Annotated in this window: 22 protein-coding genes; all 22 read left to right on the top strand. The window is 42.9% G+C overall.

Going from position 1 to position 24,428, the window contains the following annotated elements; genetic code table 11:
* The 22 genes from infB to BN1067_RS14795 all read left to right on the top strand — a co-directional run bounded on the left by infB (window position 1) and on the right by BN1067_RS14795 (window position 24,383).
* Window positions 1-2,124: a translation initiation factor IF-2 gene (gene infB / locus BN1067_RS14900; protein ID WP_053219619.1), complete on the top strand. Its 2,124-nt coding sequence runs from the start codon at window positions 1-3 to the stop codon at window positions 2,122-2,124.
* The gene (locus tag BN1067_RS14895; protein ID WP_053219618.1) at window positions 2,121-2,399 is read left to right on the top strand and encodes a DUF503 domain-containing protein; all 279 of its coding nucleotides are present in this window, start codon (window positions 2,121-2,123) and stop codon (window positions 2,397-2,399) included. The genes infB and BN1067_RS14895 overlap by 4 nt, the downstream gene beginning before the upstream one ends.
* Before the next feature lie 40 nt (window positions 2,400-2,439).
* On the top strand, window positions 2,440-2,787 hold the full coding sequence (gene rbfA, locus BN1067_RS14890; protein ID WP_053219617.1) for a 30S ribosome-binding factor RbfA: 348 nt from the start codon (window positions 2,440-2,442) through the stop codon (window positions 2,785-2,787).
* Between the two features lie 114 nt (window positions 2,788-2,901).
* The gene (truB, locus tag BN1067_RS14885; protein WP_053219616.1) at window positions 2,902-3,813 is read left to right on the top strand and encodes a tRNA pseudouridine(55) synthase TruB; all 912 of its coding nucleotides are present in this window, start codon (window positions 2,902-2,904) and stop codon (window positions 3,811-3,813) included.
* 241 nt (window positions 3,814-4,054) lie between these two features.
* Window positions 4,055-4,324 (top strand): 30S ribosomal protein S15, encoded by a 270-nt coding sequence (rpsO, locus tag BN1067_RS14880; RefSeq protein WP_026570321.1) that lies wholly within the window; start codon window positions 4,055-4,057, stop codon window positions 4,322-4,324.
* A gap of 265 nt (window positions 4,325-4,589) precedes the next feature.
* Window positions 4,590-6,698 (top strand): polyribonucleotide nucleotidyltransferase, encoded by a 2,109-nt coding sequence (pnp, locus tag BN1067_RS14875; RefSeq protein WP_053219615.1) that lies wholly within the window; start codon window positions 4,590-4,592, stop codon window positions 6,696-6,698.
* A gap of 223 nt (window positions 6,699-6,921) precedes the next feature.
* Entirely contained in the window at window positions 6,922-7,872 is a 951-nt protein-coding gene (locus tag BN1067_RS14870) for a polysaccharide deacetylase family protein (RefSeq protein WP_110943513.1), read from the top strand.
* A 33-nt stretch (window positions 7,873-7,905) separates the two neighbouring features.
* The gene (locus tag BN1067_RS14865) at window positions 7,906-9,117 is read left to right on the top strand and encodes a M16 family metallopeptidase (protein ID WP_053219614.1); all 1,212 of its coding nucleotides are present in this window, start codon (window positions 7,906-7,908) and stop codon (window positions 9,115-9,117) included.
* A gap of 117 nt (window positions 9,118-9,234) precedes the next feature.
* Window positions 9,235-9,465 carry a YlmC/YmxH family sporulation protein gene (locus tag BN1067_RS14860; RefSeq protein WP_053219613.1) on the top strand — a complete coding sequence of 77 codons (231 nt, stop codon included), beginning with the start codon at window positions 9,235-9,237 and terminating at the stop codon, window positions 9,463-9,465.
* A gap of 236 nt (window positions 9,466-9,701) precedes the next feature.
* On the top strand, window positions 9,702-10,598 hold the full coding sequence (gene dpaA, locus BN1067_RS14855) for a dipicolinic acid synthetase subunit A (protein WP_199868538.1): 897 nt from the start codon (window positions 9,702-9,704) through the stop codon (window positions 10,596-10,598).
* Between the two features lies 1 nt (window position 10,599).
* Entirely contained in the window at window positions 10,600-11,187 is a 588-nt protein-coding gene (gene dpaB, locus BN1067_RS14850) for a dipicolinate synthase subunit B (protein ID WP_053219612.1), read from the top strand.
* Window positions 11,188-11,303: 116 nt separating this feature from the next.
* The gene (gene asd / locus BN1067_RS14845; protein ID WP_053219611.1) at window positions 11,304-12,350 is read left to right on the top strand and encodes an aspartate-semialdehyde dehydrogenase; all 1,047 of its coding nucleotides are present in this window, start codon (window positions 11,304-11,306) and stop codon (window positions 12,348-12,350) included.
* A gap of 15 nt (window positions 12,351-12,365) precedes the next feature.
* Complete coding sequence (dapG, locus tag BN1067_RS14840; protein WP_053219610.1) at window positions 12,366-13,592, top strand: aspartate kinase; 1,227 nt, start codon at window positions 12,366-12,368, stop codon at window positions 13,590-13,592.
* 101 nt (window positions 13,593-13,693) lie between these two features.
* Window positions 13,694-14,566, top strand: coding sequence for a 4-hydroxy-tetrahydrodipicolinate synthase (gene dapA, locus BN1067_RS14835; RefSeq protein ID WP_234400711.1), 873 nt, complete (start codon window positions 13,694-13,696; stop codon window positions 14,564-14,566).
* A gap of 386 nt (window positions 14,567-14,952) precedes the next feature.
* Window positions 14,953-15,675: a ClpP family protease gene (locus BN1067_RS14830; protein WP_053219608.1), complete on the top strand. Its 723-nt coding sequence runs from the start codon at window positions 14,953-14,955 to the stop codon at window positions 15,673-15,675.
* Complete coding sequence (locus BN1067_RS14825) at window positions 15,672-15,884, top strand: YlzJ-like family protein (RefSeq protein ID WP_053219607.1); 213 nt, start codon at window positions 15,672-15,674, stop codon at window positions 15,882-15,884. Before BN1067_RS14830 ends, BN1067_RS14825 begins: the two co-directional genes overlap by 4 nt.
* Before the next feature lie 159 nt (window positions 15,885-16,043).
* Complete coding sequence (locus BN1067_RS14820; protein WP_053219645.1) at window positions 16,044-18,356, top strand: FtsK/SpoIIIE family DNA translocase; 2,313 nt, start codon at window positions 16,044-16,046, stop codon at window positions 18,354-18,356.
* Window positions 18,357-18,811: 455 nt separating this feature from the next.
* Complete coding sequence (locus BN1067_RS14815; RefSeq protein WP_053219606.1) at window positions 18,812-19,537, top strand: GntR family transcriptional regulator; 726 nt, start codon at window positions 18,812-18,814, stop codon at window positions 19,535-19,537.
* A 96-nt stretch (window positions 19,538-19,633) separates the two neighbouring features.
* Window positions 19,634-20,746, top strand: coding sequence for a BMP family lipoprotein (locus BN1067_RS14810; RefSeq protein WP_053219605.1), 1,113 nt, complete (start codon window positions 19,634-19,636; stop codon window positions 20,744-20,746).
* A gap of 122 nt (window positions 20,747-20,868) precedes the next feature.
* Window positions 20,869-22,377, top strand: a complete 1,509-nt coding sequence (locus BN1067_RS14805; protein WP_234400744.1) for an ABC transporter ATP-binding protein — start codon at window positions 20,869-20,871, stop codon at window positions 22,375-22,377.
* Window positions 22,378-22,391: 14 nt separating this feature from the next.
* Complete coding sequence (locus tag BN1067_RS14800; RefSeq protein WP_053219644.1) at window positions 22,392-23,423, top strand: ABC transporter permease; 1,032 nt, start codon at window positions 22,392-22,394, stop codon at window positions 23,421-23,423.
* Between the two features lie 6 nt (window positions 23,424-23,429).
* Window positions 23,430-24,383, top strand: a complete 954-nt coding sequence (locus tag BN1067_RS14795) for an ABC transporter permease (RefSeq protein WP_053219643.1) — start codon at window positions 23,430-23,432, stop codon at window positions 24,381-24,383.
* Window positions 24,384-24,428 lie beyond the last annotated feature (45 nt).

Here is a 24,428-nt window from a genome sequence, read left to right as displayed (position 1 = left end):
ATGAGTAAAACAAGAGTTTACGAATATGCAAAAAAACACAATCTATCCAGTAAAGTGGTCATAGATAAATTAAAAGAAATGAATGTTGAAGTATCCAACCATATGTCGACCATTTCAGAAGATACGATACAATCGCTTGATAAAGCAATCAAAGGCGGTAATCAGGCTGGAAACAAGCAAGAAAAGACGAAGGCGGTCAGTGGTGATAGTTCGGCTAATAAAACCAATGCCAGACCGGATCATAATAAAAGAAATAACAACAAGAATCAACAAAACGGAAAGAAATCAAACAATAGGAATAATAAAAACAACAAAAGGAATAACCAAAATTCCGGCCAGGGAAAACAAAACCAGAAACAGAAACAAGCAACTCCTGAAAAAATCACGTACACCGGTTCACTGACAGTAAGTGAATTGGCGGACAAACTAAACAAAGACGCTTCGGAGATCATCAAAAAATTGATGGCGTTAGGTGTTATGGCAACCAAAAACCAAGATTTGGATCAGGATTCCATCGAATTGATTTGCGAGGAATACGGGGTAACGGTCGAACAGGTTGTCGAAGTAGATGAAACGGATTTGGAAAACTTTAAGCCAGAAGAAAAAGAAGAAGACTTGGTCGAACGCCCGGCTGTTGTTACGATTATGGGACACGTTGACCATGGTAAGACAACTTTATTGGACTCCATCCGTGATACAAAAGTGACCGAAGGCGAAGCTGGTGGTATTACGCAGCATATCGGTGCTTATCAAGTCGAGGAAAATGGCAAAAAGGTAACGTTTCTTGACACACCAGGACACGCTGCTTTTACCAGCATGCGGTCCCGCGGTGCCCAGGTAACGGACATTGCGATATTAGTGGTTGCTGCTGATGATGGTGTTATGCCTCAAACAGTGGAAGCTATCAACCATGCTAAAGCTGCAGAAGTACCTATCATCGTTGCTGTCAATAAAATGGATAAAGAAGGTGCCAACCCGGACCGTGTCATGCAGGAGTTGACGGAACATGAGTTGATTCCGGAAGATTGGGGTGGCGACACCATCTTTGTTCAGCTTTCTGCAATCAAGCGGGAGGGTATCGATGATTTGCTGGAAATGATTTTACTTGTTTCCGAAGTTGAGGAACTAAAAGCAAATCCAAACAGCAATGCCAGCGGTACGGTAATCGAAGCCCAGTTGGATAAAGGTCGCGGATCGGTAGCGACGCTTCTCGTGCAAAATGGTACCTTACACGTCGGAGATCCAATTGTTGTCGGTAATACGTATGGAAGAGTGCGGGCGATGGTCAACGATCTTGGACGTCGTGTGAAATATGCCGAGCCGTCTACTCCAGTTGAAATCACTGGATTGAATGATGTTCCGCAGGCAGGAGATCAATTTGTCGTCTTTTCTGATGAGAAAAAAGCACGGCAAGTCGGGGAAGCGCGCCAGCAAAAACAAATAGAAGAAAAGCGGAGTGACAAGGCTAGAGTTAGTCTTGACGACTTGTTTGAACAAATCAAACAAGGGGAAGTCAAGGATATAAACTTGGTATTGAAAGCGGATGTCCAAGGCTCAGTAGAAGCATTAGCTTCTTCCCTGAGAAAGATTGATGTCGAAGGCGTAAAAGTAAACATTATTCATACGGGCGTAGGTGCTATCGCTGAATCTGACATCATCCTTGCCTCAGCATCCAATGCGATTGTCATCGGTTTTAACGTGAGACCAGACAATAATGCCAAAAAAGCTGCAGAGACAGAAAATGTAGACGTTCGATTACATCGGATCATTTACAAAGTAATCGAAGAAATTGAGTCGGCCATGAAAGGAATGCTCGATCCTGAATACGAAGAAAAAGTTATCGGTCAAGCGGAAGTTCGTGAAATCTTCAAAGTTTCCAGAATCGGTACAATTGCCGGAAGCTATGTGACCGATGGAAAACTCACAAGGGATGCAGGTGTCCGGGTCATCCGTGACGGCATTGTCATATATGAAGGCGAAATAGACACACTCAAGCGCTTTAAGGACGATGTGAAAGAAGTCGCACAAAACTATGAGTGTGGTATTACAGTGAAAAACTTCAACGACATAAAAGAAGGCGATGTTTTTGAAGCATATGTCATGGAGGAAATCGAGCGTGCATGATTTTATACGCTGAAGTAGAATGTTTTATTTACGAACCGAATTCGTTAAAACAAAAGCGTTCTGTGGTGAAAAGCCTAATAACTAGGTTGAAAAATGATTATAATATTGCTGTAAGCGAGATTGATCACCAGGAGTTATGGCAAAGAACCAAACTTGGCCTGGTGACAGTCTCGGCTGACAAAATCCAGGCGGAAAGAGTGATCGACCAGGCATTAAAGCTTGTCGATTCTTTCCCGGAACTGGAACGAACCACTACCAACTTTGAATGGCTATAAAAGAAATTACTTTCCCTCCACATAATAGAGGTGATAGAAAATGAATGAATTACGCGCAAATCGTGTAGGGGAACAAATGAAGAAGGAACTTGGAGATATCATCGGCCGGAAAATCAAAGATCCTCGGGTAGGCTTTGTAACAGTTACCGATGTAGAAGTTTCCGGTGATTTACAACAAGCAAAAGTATTTATTTCGGTGCTTGGGGATGAAAAGCAAAGGCACGATACACTTGTCGGACTAGCCAAGGCAAAAGGATTTATCCGTTCAGAGATCGGCAAAAGGATTCGTTTGCGTAAAACTCCGGAACTATATTTTGAATTTGATGAAGCGATTGAAAAAGGCAACAGAATTGAGCATATACTTCGCCAGTTAAATGATGAAGATTGATTGGCTATTTTTCTGAAGGATAAAAACCCTTGTCATCCAACAAGGGTTTTATCTTTATATAGAAGTGAAGATCAATTCCTAGCTGGAAAAATGGAAAGAGGCGGAGGATAGAATATGGATGGAATTCTTCCTTTATGGAAGCCGAAGGGGTGGACATCGCATGATTGTGTCGCGAAAATCAGGCGGTTATATGGCACCAAAAAGGTCGGCCATACTGGTACACTGGATCCTGAAGTGGAAGGAGTCCTGCCTATATGTATCGGGCAGGCAACAAAGCTGGTCCCATACTTAACGGAAACGAAGAAAACGTATATTGCCGAGGTGACACTGGGTTCTGCAACCGAAACAGAGGACAGCCATGGTGCTGCAATTGAAGAGAAACCGGTAGATGAAACATTTTCAGTCGAACGGGTAAAAGAGGTTTTGGACGATTTTGTCGGCGAAAGTGTTCAAATCCCTCCAATGTACTCAGCTGTAAAGGTTAACGGGAAAAGACTTTATGAGTACGCCCGACAAGGGGTTTCGGTAGATCGTCCGGAACGGACTATCCATATTGACCAGATAAAACTACTTTCCGATATTGAGAAGGATGATCAACGAGTTCGTTTTTCTTTTCTTGTAGAGTGTGGCAAAGGTACGTATGTCCGTACCTTATGTGTGGATATCGGTGCCAAGCTTGGTTACCCGGCGCATATGTCCGAGCTGGTAAGGACAAAAACGGGTCCTTTTGACAAAGGAAATACTTATACCATACAAGAAATCCAGCAGGCAAAAGAAAGAAATGACCATCTAGCGTTACTTCTTCCTATATCAGCCGGGGTAACCCACCTGGAAAAAATCGATGCAGATACAGTAATGGCGGAGAAAGTATTTCATGGCAAGAAAATGAAAATGCCTGAAGACGTCACCGGGGAAAACTTGTTCCGGATTCAGCGAGGGGAAAAACTCCTGGCTATTTATCAGCCGCACCCTTCAGAACCCGGCATTGCAAAGCCTGCCAAGGTATTTCATTATGAGCAATCATAAGTGAAAAAATGTTAAGTTTCCGTTTGTATGTTTTGTGCTTAAAACTGCATCTTTGAAAAAGAGTAATCAAAAAATGGCTCTCTAATTAAAAAATGCGCATATATTGAAGAGATTTTGTATTATTACTTGCAATTTATCAATAAAAGCGTTAATCTAAAATACGGAAACCATCCCTTGGCAACGCGATACTCCGACGCTTGCTGGGAGATTGGGGTTTTACAATTTATAGGAGGTGAATAGGATGGCTATCACTCAAGAGCGTAAAAATGAAATCATCAATGATTTCAAAACACACGATAATGACACTGGTTCTCCAGAAGTTCAAATCGCTGTCCTGACAGAAGAAATTACAAATTTGAACGAGCATTTGCGTGTTCATAAAAAAGATCACCATTCACGTCGTGGTCTATTGAAAATGGTAGGTAAACGCCGTAACTTGTTGAACTACCTTCGCGCTAAAGACGTTACACGTTATCGCGAGTTAATACAAAGACTTGGCCTTCGTCGCTAAGTTTTTCAGGGAAAGCGGGAGAATTCCCGCTTTTTCTGTACTTATAAACGATTACATAAAGCATTTTTTATGGGCTGAATCGGCAGCAGCCGCTTTGCTGAGCAAGCTGTATTGTTCGCTTTCGCCCCTGATGCATTATAAAGTAATACCCATCCTTTGAGACAGGGTATGCAATCTGTTTATTCGGCAAAGACTGACATTATAACAGTCATACGAGAAAGGTTTATTTGTCGAGGTTGATTTTTATTGAGAGGAGTTATAATAGATGGCAGATAAGAAAACATTTTCTACGGAAATCTCCGGCCAGCCGTTTACGGTAGAAGTAGGAGAGTTAGCCAAGCAGGCCAATGGCGCTTGCATGGTTCAATATGGAGACACCTCTGTCCTGACAGCAGCGACAGCATCAAACGAACCAAAAGATTTGCCGTTCTTTCCATTGACTGTTAATTACGAAGAACGGTTATATGCGGTCGGTAAAATCCCTGGAGGATTTATCAAAAGAGAGGGACGTCCAAGTGAAAAGGCTGTACTGGCTTCCCGCTTGATTGACCGTCCTATACGTCCGTTGTTCGCTGATGGTTTTCGTAATGAAGTACAAGTGATCAGCACTGTGATGAGTGTAGACCAAAATTGTTCTTCCGTGATAGCGGCAATGATCGGTTCTTCACTAGCCCTCGGTGTATCAGATATCCCATTTGGCGGACCGATTGCAGGAGCTATTGTAGGGCGTGTTGACGGAGAATTCATCATCAATCCGTCGGTCGAACAGTTGGAAAAAAGTGACATCAATTTGACTGTTGCCGGAACAAAAGATGCTGTCAATATGGTTGAAGCTGGTGCTCAAGAGGTACCGGAAGAAGTCATGCTGGAAGCAATCATGTTCGGACATGAAGAAATCAAACGTCTGGTTGCCTTCCAAGAAGAAGTAATTGCTGAAGTAGGCAAAGAAAAAATGGAAGTAAAGTTGTTTGAATTAGATGAGAGCGTGTCAGCAGAAGTAGAAGCAAAAGCGAAAGAATCCTTGGTACAAGCCATTCAGGTTCAGGAGAAGCATGCTCGTGAAGAAGCGATTGACGCTGCCAAAAAAGCTGTAGTGGAAGCTTATGAAGCCGAAGAGGCGGATGAAGATACCATCAAGCAGGTTAAAGCTGTTTTGGATAAACTGGTTAAAGCGGAAGTCCGTCGCTTGATTACCAAAGAAAAAGTACGTCCGGATGGGCGAAAAGTGGATGAAATCCGTCCATTGGCCTCCCGTATTGGTGTACTCCCACGCACACATGGATCAGGATTGTTTACCCGTGGTCAGACACAGGCGTTAAGTGTATGTACACTTGGTGCTTTAGGGGATGTGCAAATCCTTGATGGACTTGATTTGGAAGAGTCGAAGCGATTCATGCACCATTATAACTTCCCACAGTATAGCGTAGGGGAAACCGGCCCGATCAGGGGACCTGGTCGTCGTGAAATCGGCCATGGAGCTCTCGGGGAACGGGCACTGGAAGTAGTTGTTCCATCTGAAAAGGAATTTCCTTATACGATCCGACTTGTTTCTGAAGTGTTGGAATCGAATGGTTCCACTTCCCAGGCAAGTATCTGTGCAAGTACTTTAGCGATGATGGATGCTGGTGTTCCTATCAAGGCTCCTGTAGCAGGAATCGCGATGGGCTTAGTAAAACAAGATGAGGATTATACCATTCTCACTGACATACAAGGAATGGAAGACTTCCTTGGCGATATGGATTTCAAAGTTGCAGGTACTTCTAAAGGGGTAACGGCTTTGCAAATGGATATCAAGATTGAAGGACTATCCAGGGAAATCCTTGACGAAGCGCTTAGCCAGGCTAAAAAAGGCCGCATGCATATCCTTGAGCATATGATGGAAACAATCGGGGAACCGAAACAGGAACTTTCAGAGTATGCACCGAAGATTCTCACGATGGAAATCAATCCTGATAAGATTCGTGACGTAATCGGACCGAGCGGTAAACAAATTAACAAAATCATCGAAGATACTGGTGTGAAAATCGATATCGAACAGGATGGAAGAGTATTTATTTCCTCTACTGATTCGGCTATGAACCAAAAAGCTAAAAAGATCATTGAAGATTTGGTACGTGAAGTGGAAGTTGGCGAGATTTATCTCGGAACAGTTCGTCGTATCGAAAAGTTTGGTGCCTTTGTCGAACTGTTTAAAGGAAAAGACGGCCTTGTTCATATTTCCGAACTTGCTGAAGAGAGAGTTGGAAAAGTAGAAGATGTCGTTTCGATTGGCGATGAGATTATGGTCAAAGTTAAAGAAATCGATAATCAGGGCCGTGTTAATTTGTCTCGAAAAGCCGTGTTGAAAGAACAAAAACAACAAGAAGAAAAATAAGCGTAAAAACAAGAAGCTGGACTCCCAGTTTCTTTTTTTCTTTTGACTGTTTTCCGGCTTTATACAGAAAGGGAGTTTATTTCCTCGGTGGCTTACGTATAATCGTTACTTTTCCGGCTGAGTCTTCGGTGAGAATGTTTACACAACAAGGAAGCGATGCCTTACATCCCTTTTGTTCTACCTTGTCCCCCCTCCTCATAGATATAAAAGAGGAGGGATCAAAGTGAAACGGTTGATTATCCAGATAGGTGTTTGTCTATTATTGGCGGGCGCATTTTTCCCGGTGGCCGCTAATCCTTTTAAATATAATAACCTGGAGCTTCTTCCTGAAGCGATTCCAGTCAGTAATTCCGAAGAGGACAGATGGCAAAAAGAAATCCACGAGCAAGCACAACATTTGAACGAGAAAGCAGATAATGCAAAAATAGACAGGGTTTGGAAGAAAATGCCTGGCAGAAACGGATTACAGGTTAATGTGGAAGCATCTCTCTCTAAGATGAAGCAAGCTGGAAAGTTTGATAAATCACTGCTTGTTATGGAGCAAATCCCGCCCCGGATTACATTTGGGGATCTGCCGGCAGCTCCTGTATACAGGGGCCATCCAAAAAAGAACATGGTGACCTTGCTGATCAATGTTGCCTGGGGAACTGAAAATATTCCTAGCATCCTGAATACATTGCGGAAAAAGAACGTAAAAGCTAATTTTTTCATTGAGGGAAAGTGGGCAAGCCAACATTCCGATTTGGTAAAGATGATTCAGGAAGAAGGGCATACTATTGGGAATCATGCATATAACCACCCGGATATGAAAAGGTTAGCAGCTGCTGCAAACCGGGAACAGATAGAACAGACAAATGCAATTATCAAAGCCATAACAGGAGAGACACCAAAGTGGTTTGCTCCGCCGAGTGGCAGTTTTAATGACCAAGTTGTTCAAATTGCGGCCGAGCTTGATATGGAAACGGTGCTTTGGTCGGTGGATACTATTGATTGGCAAAAACCTACTGTCCCGGTTATGATAAAACGGGTAGAGGAAAAAGTGCATCCCGGCGCAATGATTTTAATGCACCCGACAGATGTAGTGAACAATGGTTTAGATGAGCTAATCGAGATGATTAAGCAGAAAGGCTATAAAATTGCTGCAATTGATCGATTGCTTAGCGAACAACGATAGACTGCAGTTGAGGAAGATATAGGAGGATTCAATTTGCTTAAAAAATATACTTGCGACAATGGATTAAGAGTAGTACTGGAAGATATCCCGTCAGTAAGATCTGTAACAGTAGGAATATGGATCAAGACGGGTTCACGTAATGAGTCATTGGCAAACAACGGAATCTCTCATTTCTTGGAGCATATGTTCTTCAAAGGAACGACTACCAGGTCTGCACGCGATATTGCTGAAGCGTTTGACGCAATCGGGGGCCAGGTTAACGCGTTTACTTCTAAAGAGTATACATGCTTCTATGCAAAAGTACTGGATTCTTATAAAGATTTTGCATTGGAGATATTGGCAGATATGTTTTTCCACTCCACTTTTGCTGAAGAAGAACTGGAACGGGAAAAGAAAGTCGTGTATGAAGAAATAAAAATGTCTGAAGATACACCAGATGATATTATCCACGATATGCTGTCCGAAGTTTCTTTCGGCAACCATCCGTTAGCTTTTCCTATCCTCGGTACCGAGCAAACCCTAGCATCGTTTACCCGGGAAGATTTGCAGCGATATAAAGATACCCACTACACCCCGGGCAATGTGGTGATATCTGTGGCTGGTAATGTTGATGAAAGTTATTTTAAACAAGTTGAAAAACTATTTGGAGGCTATCATACAACAAGCAATCGCTTTGAATATCAAGCCCCTTCTTTCATGGCGGAACACATAGAAAGAAAAAAAGATACCGAACAGGCGCATTTATGCCTTGGCTATCAAGGACTGCCAGTTGACGATCAATCGATCTATAGTTTGATTGTCATGAACAATGTGTTCGGCGGCAGTATGAGTTCCAGGTTGTTCCAGGAAGTGCGGGAGCAAAGAGGGCTTGCTTATTCAGTTTTTTCCTATCATAGTTCTTTTATAGATGACGGATTGCTTACCATCTATGCTGGCACGGGAAAAGATCAGCTGCCAGTACTGCAAGAAACAATCGAGGCAACGATTGATGAGTTGAAGAGAACCGGGTTGACTGATAAAGAGCTGCACAATAGTAAAGAACAGCTGAAAGCCAATTTAATGCTAAGTCTCGAAAGTACAAACAGCCGTATGAGCCGGAATGGCAAAAACGAATTGATACTAAATAGGCACCGAACGCTTGATGAGATGATAAAAGAAATCGATCAAGTGACACATGAGTCGACCAATCGCATGATCCATTCTCTTTTTGAGCGCAAGCATTCAAGTGCATTGATTTCGCCTTGATTTTTTAATCAGCTCCTACCTAAAATGTATCGTTTCTAATCATGTTTTTTGTAGTCCCACATACAATGAAAGACAAGAATATGTAAAGCTTAATTAACGTGGGAGGATGGGAAAAACATGCGATATAAGGATTTAAGTGGAAAAGAAATCGTGGATGTGGGTAGTGGGACAAGACTAGGTGTTTTGGGACACACCGATTTGGAGTTTAATGAAGAAACAGGTCAAATAGAATCCTTCATCCTGCCTAACTATAAATGGTTCGGAATGAAAAAAGAAGGGGAAAACGTAAGAATTAGATGGGAAGATATCAAAAAAATCGGTGAAGATATGATTATAATCGATTCCTGATTTTTTGATTTAGGATCACACACTTATATAGGCTTGCAGGGAAACCCTCGGTTTTTCTGTAAGCCTTTTTATTTTTGCTTTTCTAGGGAGAAATGGTTGTACTTATGGAACGGCAGGGTCTTATTTATTAAGGGGATTGGACACTGCTTCATATTCCTGGAGTAGTGTACAGTCACTAACCATGGCATATTTCATAGTATAAACAGAGACGCATTATCCCTACGCGAGGTGAAGTAATGGATACTAAAATGAATATCGCTATTATTGGCGGTGATGCAAGATATTTGGAATTAATCAGACACTTAACTAAAAACCCCAGCATGGAACTGACCATAATCGGCTTTGATCAGCTGAATCGAGGCTTTACAGGAGCTAAACAAGCAGAATTGGAAGAACTTGAACCAAATGAATTAGATGCTGTAATTATTCCTGTTCCCGGTACAGATCAACAGGGATATGTGGAAACGGTCTTTTCCGATAAACAAATTCAGCTGAAAAAAGAATGGTTTCAATCATTGAAAAAGGGCTGCATCGTATTTTCAGGTATTACTACTTCATTTTTAGATGAAGCGACAGGAGCGGCCGAATTACAATTGATTCCTTTATTCAACCGGGATGATGTCGCCATATATAATTCGATTCCCACGGTGGAAGGCACCATCATGATGGCCATCCAGCATACTGATTTCACTATCCATTCAAGCGAGGTCATCATTCTTGGATTAGGAAGGGTTGGGATGACACTTGCCAGCAAGTTTTCCGCACTTGGAGCCCGTGTTTCCGTCGGCTCTAAACATAAACCAGATCTCGCCAGGATCACAGAAATGGGATTGACCCCCTTTCCATTAGAGGAGCTGACAGCACATTCCCTCAATTGCGATTTACTCATTAATACCATACCTGCCATGGTAGTCACCAAAGAAGTGATCCAGCCGATGAAATCCCATGCTCTTATTATTGATTTAGCTTCCAAACCGGGCGGAACTGATTTTAAATTTGCCGAGCAGCGGGGCATCAAAGCTATGCCTGCACCGGGATTACCAGGTATTGTCGCTCCGAAAACCGCAGGTGCCATTTTAGGTAGAGTAGTGTCCCAAATTTTGACGGAATATATTTCGGAAGGGAGTAAGTGAGATGTCATTGGAAGGAAAAAGAATAGGTTTTGGGCTTACAGGTTCTCATTGTACCTATGAAGCAGTCTTCCCACAAATGGAAAAATTGGTCGAGGCAAAAGCCGAAGTTGTCCCAGTCGTCTCCTATACGGTCCAAAACACCGACACCAAGTTTGGGGAAGCAAAAGAACATCTGCAGAGAATAAAAGATATTACCGGGAAAGAATTGATTACGACCATACCGGAAGCTGAGCCACTTGGACCGAAATATCCTCTCGATTGTATGGTGATCGCCCCGCTTACAGGAAATTCAATGAGTAAACTTGCAAACGCTTTGACAGATTCTCCTGTTTTAATGGCCGCAAAAGCTACCATTCGCAACGGCAATCCCGTCGTCCTTGGGATCTCAACAAATGATGCGCTCGGATTGAATGGGGTCAATTTAATGCGACTGATGGCAACGAAGTTGATATATTTCGTCCCATATGGCCAGGATGACCCTTACAAAAAGCCGAATTCCCTGGTAGCAGAAATGAATTTGCTACAGGATACGGTGGAAAGTGCTCTCCAATTCAAACAATTGCAGCCGGTTCTGATTGTAAGAAAATAAGGACGCATACCCTTTCTATACCTTCCTGACTTCTATTATGTTAGAATAAAGCCTATGAGAAATTAAACTGAAAAACGTAACAGATACCGAATTTATCAGGGAGGAGATTTTTCATCATGCAAAACCAACAAGGATATCATGTTGCTGTAGTAGGGGCAACAGGAGCAGTAGGACAAAAAATGCTAGAGACACTCGAGAAAAAAGATTTTCCATTAGCCAGCTTGAAATTACTATCTTCCAGCCGTTCAGCTGGTAAAAAAATAATGTTTAAAGGTGAAGAATATACGGTAGAAGAAGCTACTCCAGAAAGTTTTGAAGGAGTACAAATCGCTTTGTTTTCGGCGGGAGGTTCCGTATCCAAAAGTCTTGCCCGCGAGGCAGTCGACAGAGGCGCAGTAGTCATTGACAATACAAGTGCTTTCCGTATGGATAAAGAAGTTCCGCTTGTGGTACCGGAAGTAAATGAAGAGGATCTTTCCAATCATAAAGGCATTATTGCCAATCCGAATTGTTCAACGATTCAAATGGTGGCTGCTCTTCAGCCGATAAAAGAAACCCATGGTATTTCCCGAGTAATCGTGTCTACTTATCAAGCAGTATCAGGCGCTGGGACTTCAGCAGCGGAAGAATTACGTGAACAATCACAAGCATTTTTGAACGGCGAGGAATTGGAAGCTGACATTCTCCCTGTAAAAGGAGATAAAAAACATTTTCCGATCGCATTTAATGCTCTTCCACAAATTGATACCTTCCAGGACAATGGGTACACATTTGAAGAAATGAAAATGATTAATGAAACGAAGAAAATCATGCATGCACCCAACCTGCCAGTTGCGGCAACATGTGTTCGGCTTCCATTTTTCACTTCTCATGCAGAAAGTGTATATATTGAGGTAGAAAAAGACGGACTTGAAGCAGCTGATATCCATGACGTATTGCGAGACGCGGATGGCATTACGCTAGAGGATGACCCATCAAACCAGGAATATCCAACGCCGCTGAGTGCAGCAGGCAAAAGTGATGTATTTGTCGGTAGAGTGAGAAAGGATCCTGATCATCCGAAAGGCTTTCACCTTTGGGTGGTATCTGATAATCTACTAAAAGGGGCAGCATGGAATTCTGTGCAAATTGCAGAAAGTCTTATTAAAAATAATTTGCTGTAACTTTGAGGTGTATGTATGAAAAAAATTCTTGTTCAAAAATTCGGTGGTACCTCTGTCCGGGATAAGGACAGCCGGGCAAGTGCCGCTGGACATATTAAAGATGCGATTGACGAAGGATATAAAGTGGTAGTAGTGGTTTCGGCAATGGGAAGATTTCCGGATCCCTATTCGACGGACGCCCTGCTCCAGCTTGTAAACTTTCCGCGTACGCAAATATCGAAACGGGAGCAGGATTTATTGTTATCCTGCGGAGAAACGATTGCTTCGGTCGTGTTTTCTAACGAATTAAAAGAGGCCGGGATTCATTCGATTTCTCTCACTGGTGCACAGGCTGGTTTCATTACAAATGGAGACTTTACAGAAGCAAAGATCAAGGAAATGAATCCGAACCGGGTCAAAAAGGAATTGGATACGTATGATGTCGTAGTTGTTGCAGGCTTCCAAGGGAAAACGGAAGATGGAGAAATCACAACGATCGGAAGAGGTGGAAGTGACACGTCGGCCGCTGCACTGGGTGCAGGGCTTGGTGCTGACTATATCGACATTTTCACCGACGTAGAAGGGATTATGACAGCAGATCCAAGGGTGGTAGAGTCTGCAAGAATATTGGATGTCGTCACGTACACAGAGATTTGCAATCTCGCATATCAAGGTGCAAAGGTTATCCATCCGCGTGCCGTGGAAATTGCGATGCAGGCAAAAGTTCCGATCAGAGTCCGGTCTACCCACTCAAAGGATACCGGAACTTTGGTTACCTCATCGCGGGAATCTGCACGAGGAAAAGATATTCCAGACAGGCTTATAACCGGAATTGCGCATATTTCTGATATTACCCAAGTAAGAGTAAATACGAACAGGGAACCTTACCGCTTGCATTCAGAAGTTTTTAAAGCAATGGCAGCTGCCGGAATTTCTGTCGATTTTATAAATATTTCTCCTACCGGTGTGGTATACACTATACCAGAGCGGTTTACAGACCAGGCTGTCGAATTGCTGCAAAGATTGGATTACGATCCGATCATCACGAAAGACTGTGCAAAAGTCTCCTTGGTAGGAGCTGGCATGACGGGAGTTCCAGGAGTGACAGCAAAAATAGTCCAGACGCTTACAGATGCAGGCGTTCATATCTTACAATCTGCAGACAGTCATACGACTATTTGGGTGCTAATCCATGAAGAAGACCTTGTAGCCGCGGTAAATGCACTTCATCATACTTTCGAGCTGGATATACAGCAGAATTAAATCTATTAGAAGATCAGCACACAAGCAGGTGGTTTACCACCTGCTACTCTTAACTAACCAAACAAACGCATGAAGTGAAGATGAAAGGAGTTCTTATTGACATGAATTTCGGCAAAGTGCTAACAGCAATGGTCACCCCCTTCGATAACCGGGGGAATATTGACTTGGGGAAAACAACAGAATTGGTGAATTATCTGGTGGAGAACGGTTCGGATGGACTGGTAGTAGCTGGGACGACAGGTGAATCACCGACCCTTACAAAGGAAGAAAAATTAGCGGTTTTTAAGCATGTTGTCCAAGATGTTGCTAATCGAGTACCTGTTATTGCGGGTACTGGAAGCAATAACACGTATGAGACAATTGAATTTTCTAAAAAGGCCGAGTCAGTGGGTGTGGATGCGTTATTGCTCGTCGTACCTTACTACAATAAACCGAATCAGAAGGGGATCTATGAACACTTTGCTTCCATCGCCAAAGAAACTACTTTGCCGATCATGCTGTATAATATTCCTGGTCGCTCGGTTGTAAGAATGACTCCGGAAACCGTAATCGAACTGGCAAAAATACCGAACATTGTTTCCATTAAAGATTCGACCGGCGATTTGGATGCTATCTCGACTATTATACAAAATACTGGTGATCAATTCACTGTATATAGTGGGGATGACAGCTTGACACTTCCGATTACCGCAATAGGAGGAAATGGTGTGGTGTCGGTTTCTTCTCATGTTATTGGAAACGAAATGCAGGAAATGCTGGCAGCATATGAAGCAGGTGATACTGGCAAGGCTTCCCGCCTTCATCGAGAGCTGCTTCCTATCATGAAAGGAGTATTTATGGCACCCTCTCCGGCCCCTGTAAAGACAGCGTTACAGATCAAAGGCATGGATGTTGGAGGTGTCCGCCTGCCGCTTGTTCCATTGACGGGAGAGGAAAGAAATCAATTAATACAACTATTGGCGAGTAAGCAATAGTTTTCCTTTAAGAGGTCAGGACAAAAGTATGACTACCAAAAAAACGAACGAATTCTTTTGACAATCGAATTCGTTTGTTTTTTATTGTTATTCCTTATCCTTAGATAGACCTCTTTTTATGCTGTTGTTTGATTCGTGCTTTGAATCACTCCGGCAAGATACTACGCTTTCTAAGACTTCACCTTCCTCAGTAAGCCAAAAAAGTTTACTTGCGGGATTTTCACCAAGGCTTCCTTCCTGACAGCAAGGCTGCTCAAAGATAAATCGTAAGTCATGTTGTATTTTCGATAGCCCGTGGGTAATTTCTTCCCTTCATCGGTGTGTATGTAAGTAGTGGCACTGTTACATACTAGGTACATGCCTTTGAAAAGGAGCGTAGGTTAATAATGGGAAAAGATACATCCAAACAAAATAATCAGGATCAGAATAACCAATCATCACTTGTGCAAAAAATCCAGCAGCTGGGTCAGTCTACAGTACCACAGGCACCTGATTCGAATATTCATGTATTGCCAATCATCGGTCAGATTGAAGGCCATGTTCAGCTGCCTCCCCAAAATAAGACAACGAAGTATGAACATTTGATTCCGCAAATTGTCGCCATCGAGCAAAATCCGAAAATTGAAGGCTTGATGGTATTGTTGAATACTGTAGGCGGAGACGTAGAAGCCGGTTTGGCATTATCGGAGATGATCGCTTCTCTATCTAAACCGACTGTTTCAATCGTACTGGGAGGCGGACATTCCATCGGAGTTCCGATAGCGGTTTCGACCGATTATTCTTTTATCGTCCCCACGGCAACCATGACCATCCACCCGATCCGATTGACAGGATTGGTAATCGGTGTACCTCAGACCTTTGAGTACCTGGATAAAATGCAGGAGCGGGTTATCAATTTTGTCAAACAACATTCAGAAATCGATGAGGAGAAATTTAAGGATCTGATGTTTGCAAAAGGAAATCTAACCAGGGATATCGGGACAAACGTTGTTGGAGCCGATGCAGTGGATTTCGGATTGATTGATGGGGTAGGTGGTGTCATGGAAGCCATGAAAAAGCTGAATGAGTTGATAGAAGAGAAAAAACAGTCGGGAGAGATCCTGCAATGATTTTATACACTCCGTTGTCTGAAGCTGACATATTCGGAATCGATCAAGAGGCATATGCCAACCGGCAATTCCTTACGATAAATGGAAGAACTGTACACGCAGAGCGAAATAAGGATGGGTCTTTCAGGGTTCTGCAATTGATTTCGACAAACCCTCAAGACTACCTTAATGAAACATATGCCCCGGGAGCGATTATTTCCCATCATTAAAAACATTTCTATCGATTTCATTGCGCATACTCTGTGCTATAATAACAGTAGAGGCCAGTGGGTAATCTTGCCAATAATTATCAACCCTTGTCATCGAATGGCAAGGGTTTAACTACATAGGGCGACTGACGGTTATTTAGGAGTACAGAGGTGAATCAAATGGCAAAAAAGAAAAAAAACAAAAAAAAGAAAGCACAATTAAAAACACAAGTTAAATTAGAGCTAATTGGAATTTTGTTCGTGTTCTTGGCCGTTTTGGGCAGCGGCGCGAGCGCTATTAGCGACGGAGCGATACCGGCAGGCCTGGAAAACATCTTTCGGTTTTTCTTTGGAATCTGGTATTTCGCAGCTTCCCTATTTTTAATGGTAACCGGAATCCTGATGATTATTAAACGAAGAGTGCCTTATTTGCTTCATAAGCGAATGATAGGGTTATATATCATTTTTTCCAGTGTTCTATTGATCACGCATATACAAACCTTTGAATCACTATTACAGGAATCGTTGAATACATCGATCATTGTGACGACATGGGATAACATTCTTTCGTATATAGGGGGAGATGTACCATCTGCCAATTTGGGAGGCGGTATGGTCGGTGCTTTATTGTTTGCTTTTGGTTATTTCTTATTCTCAGCGGCAGGAGCTAAAATAGTAGCAGTGTTCGGTATGGTGATAGGCGTTCTTTTTCTTACGGAGCTTTCAATCGGTGAGATACTCGATAAAGCGTGGCAGGGTACAGCCGATTTCTTCAACAGTCAGTGGAAGCAAATGAAAAAGCTGCATCAAAAAAAGCAGTCTGTTCCAAAGAAGAAGAAACAGTCTGCTCCTTCAGAAGATGTTGCCGACAATTCATTGGAAGATGCCAAAGAGTCCTCTGTAGAGGAACCGGTAATCCAGGATTTTACCGATATTGCTTATTCGGCTGATATACAGTCGGCAGAAGCAGCTAATCAATCGGAAACGGAGAAGGAATCCTCTGCACAAGCAAATGAAGTAGATGAAGGAGAAATAGCTGAATCCCTCCCAATGACAGAAGCGGAAAACTTTGATTACAAACTGCCGTCCATGTCGTTGTTGGCTGAACCTGAACATAATACCCAACAGCAGGAAAGGTCTCAGATTCAGGCAGTGGTTAGAAAACTAGAGAAAACGTTCCAAAGCTTCGGTGTCAAAGCAAAAGTCACGAAAGTACATGTAGGACCTGCTGTGACAAAATATGAAGTATATCCTGATGTCGGGGTGAAAGTTAGTAAGATTGTCAATCTTCATGATGATCTGGCGTTAGCTTTAGCGGCTAAAGATATCCGTATCGAAGCACCGATCCCTGGTAAGTCTGCTGTTGGAATAGAAGTTCCAAATAGTGAAGTTGCCACGGTTTCCCTTCGTGAGGTATTGGAAACAAAGCAGGCACAACAGGGGTCTAAGCTCTCGTTCGTACTTGGAAGGGATATCTCGGGAGATGCAGTCATGGGCGAGCTGAACAAGATGCCCCACTTGCTTGTGGCAGGCGCAACTGGAAGCGGGAAAAGTGTTTGTATCAATGGTATTATCACGAGTATACTCATGCGTGCCAAACCGCATGAAGTAAAAATGATGATGATTGATCCGAAAAAAGTTGAGCTGAATGTTTATAACGGGATCCCTCACTTGTTGTCGCCGGTAGTTACAGATCCTAAAAAAGCTTCACGCGCCTTAAAAAAAGTCGTTTCCGAGATGGAACGCCGATACGAATTATTTTCCGATACTGGAACAAGAAATATCGAAGGATATAACGAATTTATCAAGAAACATAATCAATCGGATGGCGACAACCAGCCACTTTTACCTTATATTGTGGTGCTGGTGGACGAGCTTGCAGATCTAATGATGGTTGCATCCAACGACGTAGAAGACGCTATAACCCGTTTGGCACAAATGGCCCGCGCTGCCGGTATTCATTTAATTATTGCGACACAGCGTCCTTCTGTAGACGTTATTACAGGAGTAATAAAAGCCAATATACCTTCAAGGATTGCTTTTAGTGTATCTTCTGCAACTGATTCACGGACAATCCTGGACTCCGGTGGAGCGGAGAAATTGCTAGGGCGCGGCGATATGCTGTTCATTCCAGTAGGAGCATCCAAATCTACCCGAATCCAGGGTGCTTTTCTTTCAGATGAAGAAGTGGAGCGGATTGTGGATCATTGTATAGATCAGCAAAAAGCGCAATATCAGGAAGAAATGATACCGGATGAGGAAGCAGAAGTTAATGAAGAAGTAGATGATGAATTATTCGATGATGCTGTTCAAATGATTTTAGAGATGCAAAGTGCGAGTGTTTCGATGCTTCAGCGACGATTCCGTATTGGTTATACTAGAGCGGCACGGTTGATTGATGCAATGGAAGCTAGAGGAATTGTCGGACCGTATGAGGGAAGCAAACCAAGAACCGTGTTAATTTCACAACAAGAGGAAGAAAAAACTTCATAGAACTCTTTTTTAATCTCCCCCTTGCGAAGAGAAGGGGGAGATTTTCTTATGTTTTAGGTCTTTACATTTCGAAACCTTATATGGCTCTATAGTGAAGGTAATAGTATCCCTTTTGGTGATAGTAGTTCGTAAAGTGTGCCAAAAATTACACGAGCACATTTCATGGAGAACTAATTATAGAGACGCAATTGGGCATAAATCCAAGAATTAATTGCAAGAAAATTAGTATGGTTACCAAAATTGATATAAAACTAAAAAATTCTGTCGTTTTTTGTCCAATTCCTGTTTATTTACTAGATCAAAAGTGTTATATTTATTTCGAACAAAGAATGACTTGTCAGAGGTCAGTTCTCTGACATCCTATTAATATAGGATTTTTTCTATCATTATCGTTATTACTATTTACCTAGATGTTTCCTGCATAAAAATAGGAACTATCACCGGAGGGTACGATTATGACCATTAAAGCAGATTCTCGCCATTTATACCTTCAAGTAATCGATCAATTGAAACAGGACATAGAGAATGGAAGGTATAAGGAGAAAGAAAAATTACCTTCCGAATTTGAGTTGTCTAAGCGTCTCGGGGTTTCCAGAGCGACGTTAAGAGAAGCGCTCCGTCTGTTGGAGGAAGAAAACATCGTGACCAGACGCCATGGTGTAGGTACTTTCGTAAACCCAAAACCTGTTTTCTCAGCAGGCATCGAGCATTTAACAAGTGTGACTGAAATGATTGCCTCATCCGGAAAAACGCCGGGGACCCAGTACCTATCGACCGAATTGGTGGAGGCTTCTGAAGAAGATAAAAACAGATTTTCACCGATCGAAATTGAAACGTTGGCTAAAATCGAACGGGTCCGGACTGCCGATGGTGAACCTGTCGTATACTGTATCGATAGTATTTTAGAACACTTGATTCCTATAGAAAAAATACATAATCAAGATTCCATTTTTCAAGTGTTGGAAGACTATGGCAGCAAACATGTCAGTTATACGGTAACCCATATTGAACCTGTAGGTTATCATGAGGTGATATCTCCTGTTCTTGGCTGCCAGCCCGATCAGCCAATGCTGCTTTTGAAGCAGATGCATTATACAGAAACAGATGAACCTGTGTTGTACTCTTGTAACTATTTCAGGGCAGACGTATTCAGTTTCTATGTGATTAGAAAGCGCTTTTAATTATAGGGGAAGCCACTTAGGGGGGTGATGTGCCGGCACTGTTTAGCAGGTGAGTTTATGCAATACTAGATAAAAACTAACATGATGGGGGTAGGAATGTTGAAAACAAATCGTTTGCTATTATTGATTGCTTTGCTATTTACAGCTGGAATTGTCCTAAGCGCATGCGGCGGCTCTTCCGAAGAAAGCGGTGGAGAATCTTCTGATTCTGGGGAAAGCCAGGAGGGTGGAGAATCTTCTGACTTTAAAGTTGCTATGGTCACGGATGTTGGCGGGGTTGATGATAAATCGTTTAACCAATCCGCATGGGAAGGTCTCAAGGCTTTTGGTGATGAAAACGGACTAGAGGAAGGCGAAGGGTACGATTATGCCCAGTCTGAAAGTGATGCAGACTTTATGCCGAACTTGAACGGTTTAGTAAGAGCAGACTATGATTTGATTTTTGGTATTGGTTTTAAACTGACTGATGCTTTGAATACAGTTGCCGAGCAGAATCCAGATAAACAATTTGCATTGGTGGATGCTGTCGCGGAAGCCGATAACATTGCAAACATTACGTTTAAGGAACATCAAGGTTCTTTCTTAGTCGGAGTGGCTGCAGCCATGAAGACAGAATCGGATAAAGTAGGTTTTGTCGGCGGTGAAAACAGTGAATTGATCAAGAAATTTGAATCAGGCTTCCGGGCCGGCGTCGCCGCTGTCAATCCAGATATTGAAGTAGACGTCCAATATGCGGAATCATTTGGTGCTCCTGATAAAGGAAAAGTCATAGCTTCCAATATGTATAACAGTGGAGTGGACGTGATTTACCATTCTTCCGGAGCTACAGGGAATGGAGTATTTGCTCAAGCCAAAGACATTAAGAAAAACGATCCTTCCAAAAACGTTTGGGTAATCGGAGTAGACCGTGACCAACATGAAGAAGGAGCAATCGGGGATGACAATGTCACCCTAACCTCTATGGTAAAACGTGTGGATATAGCCGTACAGGAAGTAGCTGGTCAGGCTATGAACGGCGATTTCCCTGGCGGAGAAATTCTTGAGTTCGGCTTGGAGGATGATGGTGTATCTGTTGCGAAGTCGAATGAAGAAGCAATGACGGAAGAAATGATCGGGGAAATTGACAATTGGAAACAAAAAATTATTGATGGTGAAGTGGAAGTTCCAAGTACAGAAGAAGATTTAGAAACCTATTTGGAATCTCTGTAAAAAGGCAGGAAAGTGGATAGAAAAAGGCTAGAAATATCTAGCCTTTTTCTTCTGAAAACAGAAAGGTTGAACTCGACCGCATGTTAGGGAGTGAAATACACTTGGAGAATTATGTTGTAGAAATGCTTAACATACGCAAGGAGTTTCCTGGAATTGTTGCAAATGATAATATTACGATTCAGGTTCAGGAAGGGGAAATCCATGCCTTGCTGGGGGAAAACGGAGCAGGAAAATCAACGCTGATGAACGTTTTGTTCGGTTTGTACCAGCCCGAGAAGGGAGAAATCCGCGTAAACGGCAAAACTGTCAAAATAACAGATCCAAACGTAGCGAACAGTTTGGGAATCGGAATGGTACACCAGCACTTTATGCTTGTTGATACGTTTACCGTAACTCAAAATATTATTCTTGGCAGTGAGCCGAAAAAAGGTGGCAGGATCGATTTAAAGAAAGCGGAACAGGAAGTGGCAGAGCTTTCGGATAAATATGGTTTGAAGGTAGATCCCAGGGCCAGGATAAAAGACATTTCCGTCGGAATGCAACAACGTGTTGAAATTCTGAAAACGTTATATCGAGGAGCCGAGGTACTGATATTAGACGAGCCTACTGCTGTTCTTACGCCACAAGAAATCAAAGAATTGATTGAAATCATGAAATCTTTGATCAAGGAAGGGAAATCAATCATTCTGATTACACATAAATTAAAGGAAATCATGGAAGTATGCGATAGATGTACCGTCGTCCGGAAAGGACAGGGTATCGGTACGGTCAATGTCAATGAAACAAGCCCTGATGAGCTCGCATCTCTTATGGTAGGAAGAGAAATTAGTTTTACGACGGAGAAGACGGAAGCCTCGCCTAAGGATCACATTCTTTCCATAAAAGATTTACACGTTCAGGACAGTCGCAAAGTGGAAATGGTAAAAGGGCTCGATTTGAATGTGAGAGCAGGGGAAATTGTCGGTATCGCAGGTGTTGATGGAAATGGGCAATCAGAGTTAATCGAGGCGATTACAGGGCTTCGCAAAGCCGAAGCAGGCTCTATCTTTCTGAATGGAAAAGCGATTACCAATCTGCCGCCTAGAAAAGTGACAGAGTCAGGTGTTTCACATATACCACAGGATCGGCATAAATTTGGACTGGTGCTCGATTTTCCAATTGGTGAAAACATGGTCCTGCAAACCTATTATAAGAAGCCTTTTGCCAAGAAAAGCCTATTGTCCTATAAAAACATCTATTCACACGCCAAAAGGTTGATTGAAGAATATGATGTAAGGACACCGAATGAGTACACGAAAGCCCGTTCCTTGTCAGGTGGTAATCAGCAAAAAGCGATTATCGGGCGTGAAGTGGACAGGTCCCCGGATTTGTTGATAGCTGCTCAGCCGACTCGCGGGCTGGATGTCGGTGCGATTGAATTCATTCATAAAAAATTGATTGAGGAACGTGACAAAGGCCGGGCAGTATTGCTGTTATCCTTTGAACTCGATGAAATTCTCAATGTCAGTGACCGGATTGCTGTCATGTTCGACGGCAAGATTGTGGCGAACGTAAAGCCTTCCGAAACGAATGAACAGAAATTAGGATTGCTTATGGCTGGAAGTTCTGTAGAGAAAGAAGGTGGGCGCTAGTGTTTACTAACCGTATGTTCAATATTCTTGTACCTGTCATTTCGGTGTTATTGGGCTTACTGGCTGGCGCTATTATCATGGCTGCTTTCGGTTACAACCCATTTTTTGGCTATCAAGCCTTATGGGATGGATCCTTTGGAGATGTTTATTACATCGGCGAGACAATCCGTCAGGTAACTCCATACATATTTACGGGGCTTGCAGTTGCATTCGCTTTTCGGAGTGGGTTGTTCAATATTGGTGCTGAAGGCCAAGTAATCGTCGGCTGGCTCGCTTCCGTTTGGGTAGGGGCGGCTTTTGATGCACCATTGGTCATCCATCTGCCTTTGGCAATTTTGGCAGCAGCTCTAGCCGGAGCAATTTGGGGATTTATTCCTGGATTGCTTAAAGCGAAGCTAGGTGTTCATGAAGTAATCATTACGATTATGATGAACTATATTGCGCTTCATGTTTCCAATGCGCTTATCCGGACCGTGCTTAGTGAGAAGCAGGATACTTCAGATCCTATCAAGGATACCGCTTCCCTTGCATCCAATTGGCTGATGGAAATAACAAGCTATTCACGTATCCATTACGGGATATTGCTTGCTCTGGCTGCGGCCGTCGTGATGTGGTTTTTACTTGAAAAGACTACTGCAGGCTTTGAACTACGTTCTGTCGGATACAATCAGCATGCTTCCGAATATGCCGGCATGAATGTGGGGAAAAACATCATCCTTGCCATGGTTATTTCTGGTGCCTTTGCAGGACTGGGCGGTGCCATGGAAGGTCTTGGAACTTTCGGTTACATGCCAACACATTCCGCTTTTACGAATCTTGGCTTTGATGGAATCGCGGTTGCACTTCTTGGAGGCAATCACGCTTTCGGTGTCGTTTTAGCGGCACTATTGTTTGGAACGTTGAAAATCGGGGCGCTTAACATGCCTACGGCAGCAGATGTTCCTTCAGAGCTGGTTGAAATCGTCATTGCCCTGATTATCTTTTTTGTTGCATCAAGTTATATCATTCGTTGGGTATTGCTTCGTTTTAAGAAGGAGGGAAAATAAGTGGGTATCTTAGATATTTTGCAATCGATCATTCCTCCTGCAATGTTCTTTTCTGCTCCACTGATTTTCACAGCTCTTGGCGGCGTATTTAGTGAGCGATCCGGTGTCGTGAATATCGGACTGGAAGGTCTAATGGTCATGGGGGCTTTTGTAGGGGTAGTGTTCAATCTTGCTTTTGCCGATGTACTAGGTGCCGCGACACCATGGATTTCCATTTTGGTGGCGATGGTCGTTTCGGCCGTTTTTTCGCTTATCCATGCTCTTGCTTCAGTCACTTTCAGAGCTGATCAGGTTGTTAGCGGAGTAGCAATTAACTTTCTAGCTTTGGGACTTGGTGTATTTCTTACCAAGCAGTGGTACGGCAAAGGACAAACGGACATGGTTTCTCAACCTTTTTATACTAGGGATATCCCAGTTCTTGGAGACATCCCGGTCTTGGGTCCGCTATTCTTTCAGGATATGTATCTGACATCCTATCTGGCGATTATACTGGCAGTAATCGGTTGGTATGTTTTATACAAAACCCCTTTTGGTTTGCGTTTGCGTTCAGTCGGCGAACATCCGATGGCAGCCGATACGAACGGTATCAACGTCTATGCAATGCGCTACGTGGCTGTTCTGATATCAGGCGCTATGGGAGGATTGGGCGGATCCGTGTTCGCATTGACCATTGCCTTGAACTTCTCTCAGTCCACCATTGTCGGTCAGGGATTTATGTCATTAGCCGCCGTAATATTTGGTAAATGGCATCCGTTAGGAGCAATGGGAGCGGCATTGTTTTTCGGTTTTGCTCAAAGTCTGAGTGTGATCAGCTCCAGTATCCCTTTTCTAGAGGACGTACCGCAAATTTACCTGCTCATAGCTCCTTACGTATTGACGATTTTGGCTCTCGCAGGATTCATCGGCAGGGCAGAAGCACCAAAGGCAAATGGGGTACCATATATAAAAGGAAGCAGATAAAATTTGCAATTTACAAACCTGGTATTTGTTACCGGGTTTGTTTTT

The sequence above is a fragment of the Virgibacillus senegalensis genome (assembly GCF_000821245.2).
Taxonomy (GTDB): domain Bacteria; phylum Bacillota; class Bacilli; order Bacillales; family Amphibacillaceae; genus Sediminibacillus; species Sediminibacillus senegalensis.
The sequence above is the reverse complement of the archived record's forward strand: the minus strand, read 5'-3'. Positions and strand labels throughout refer to the sequence as shown.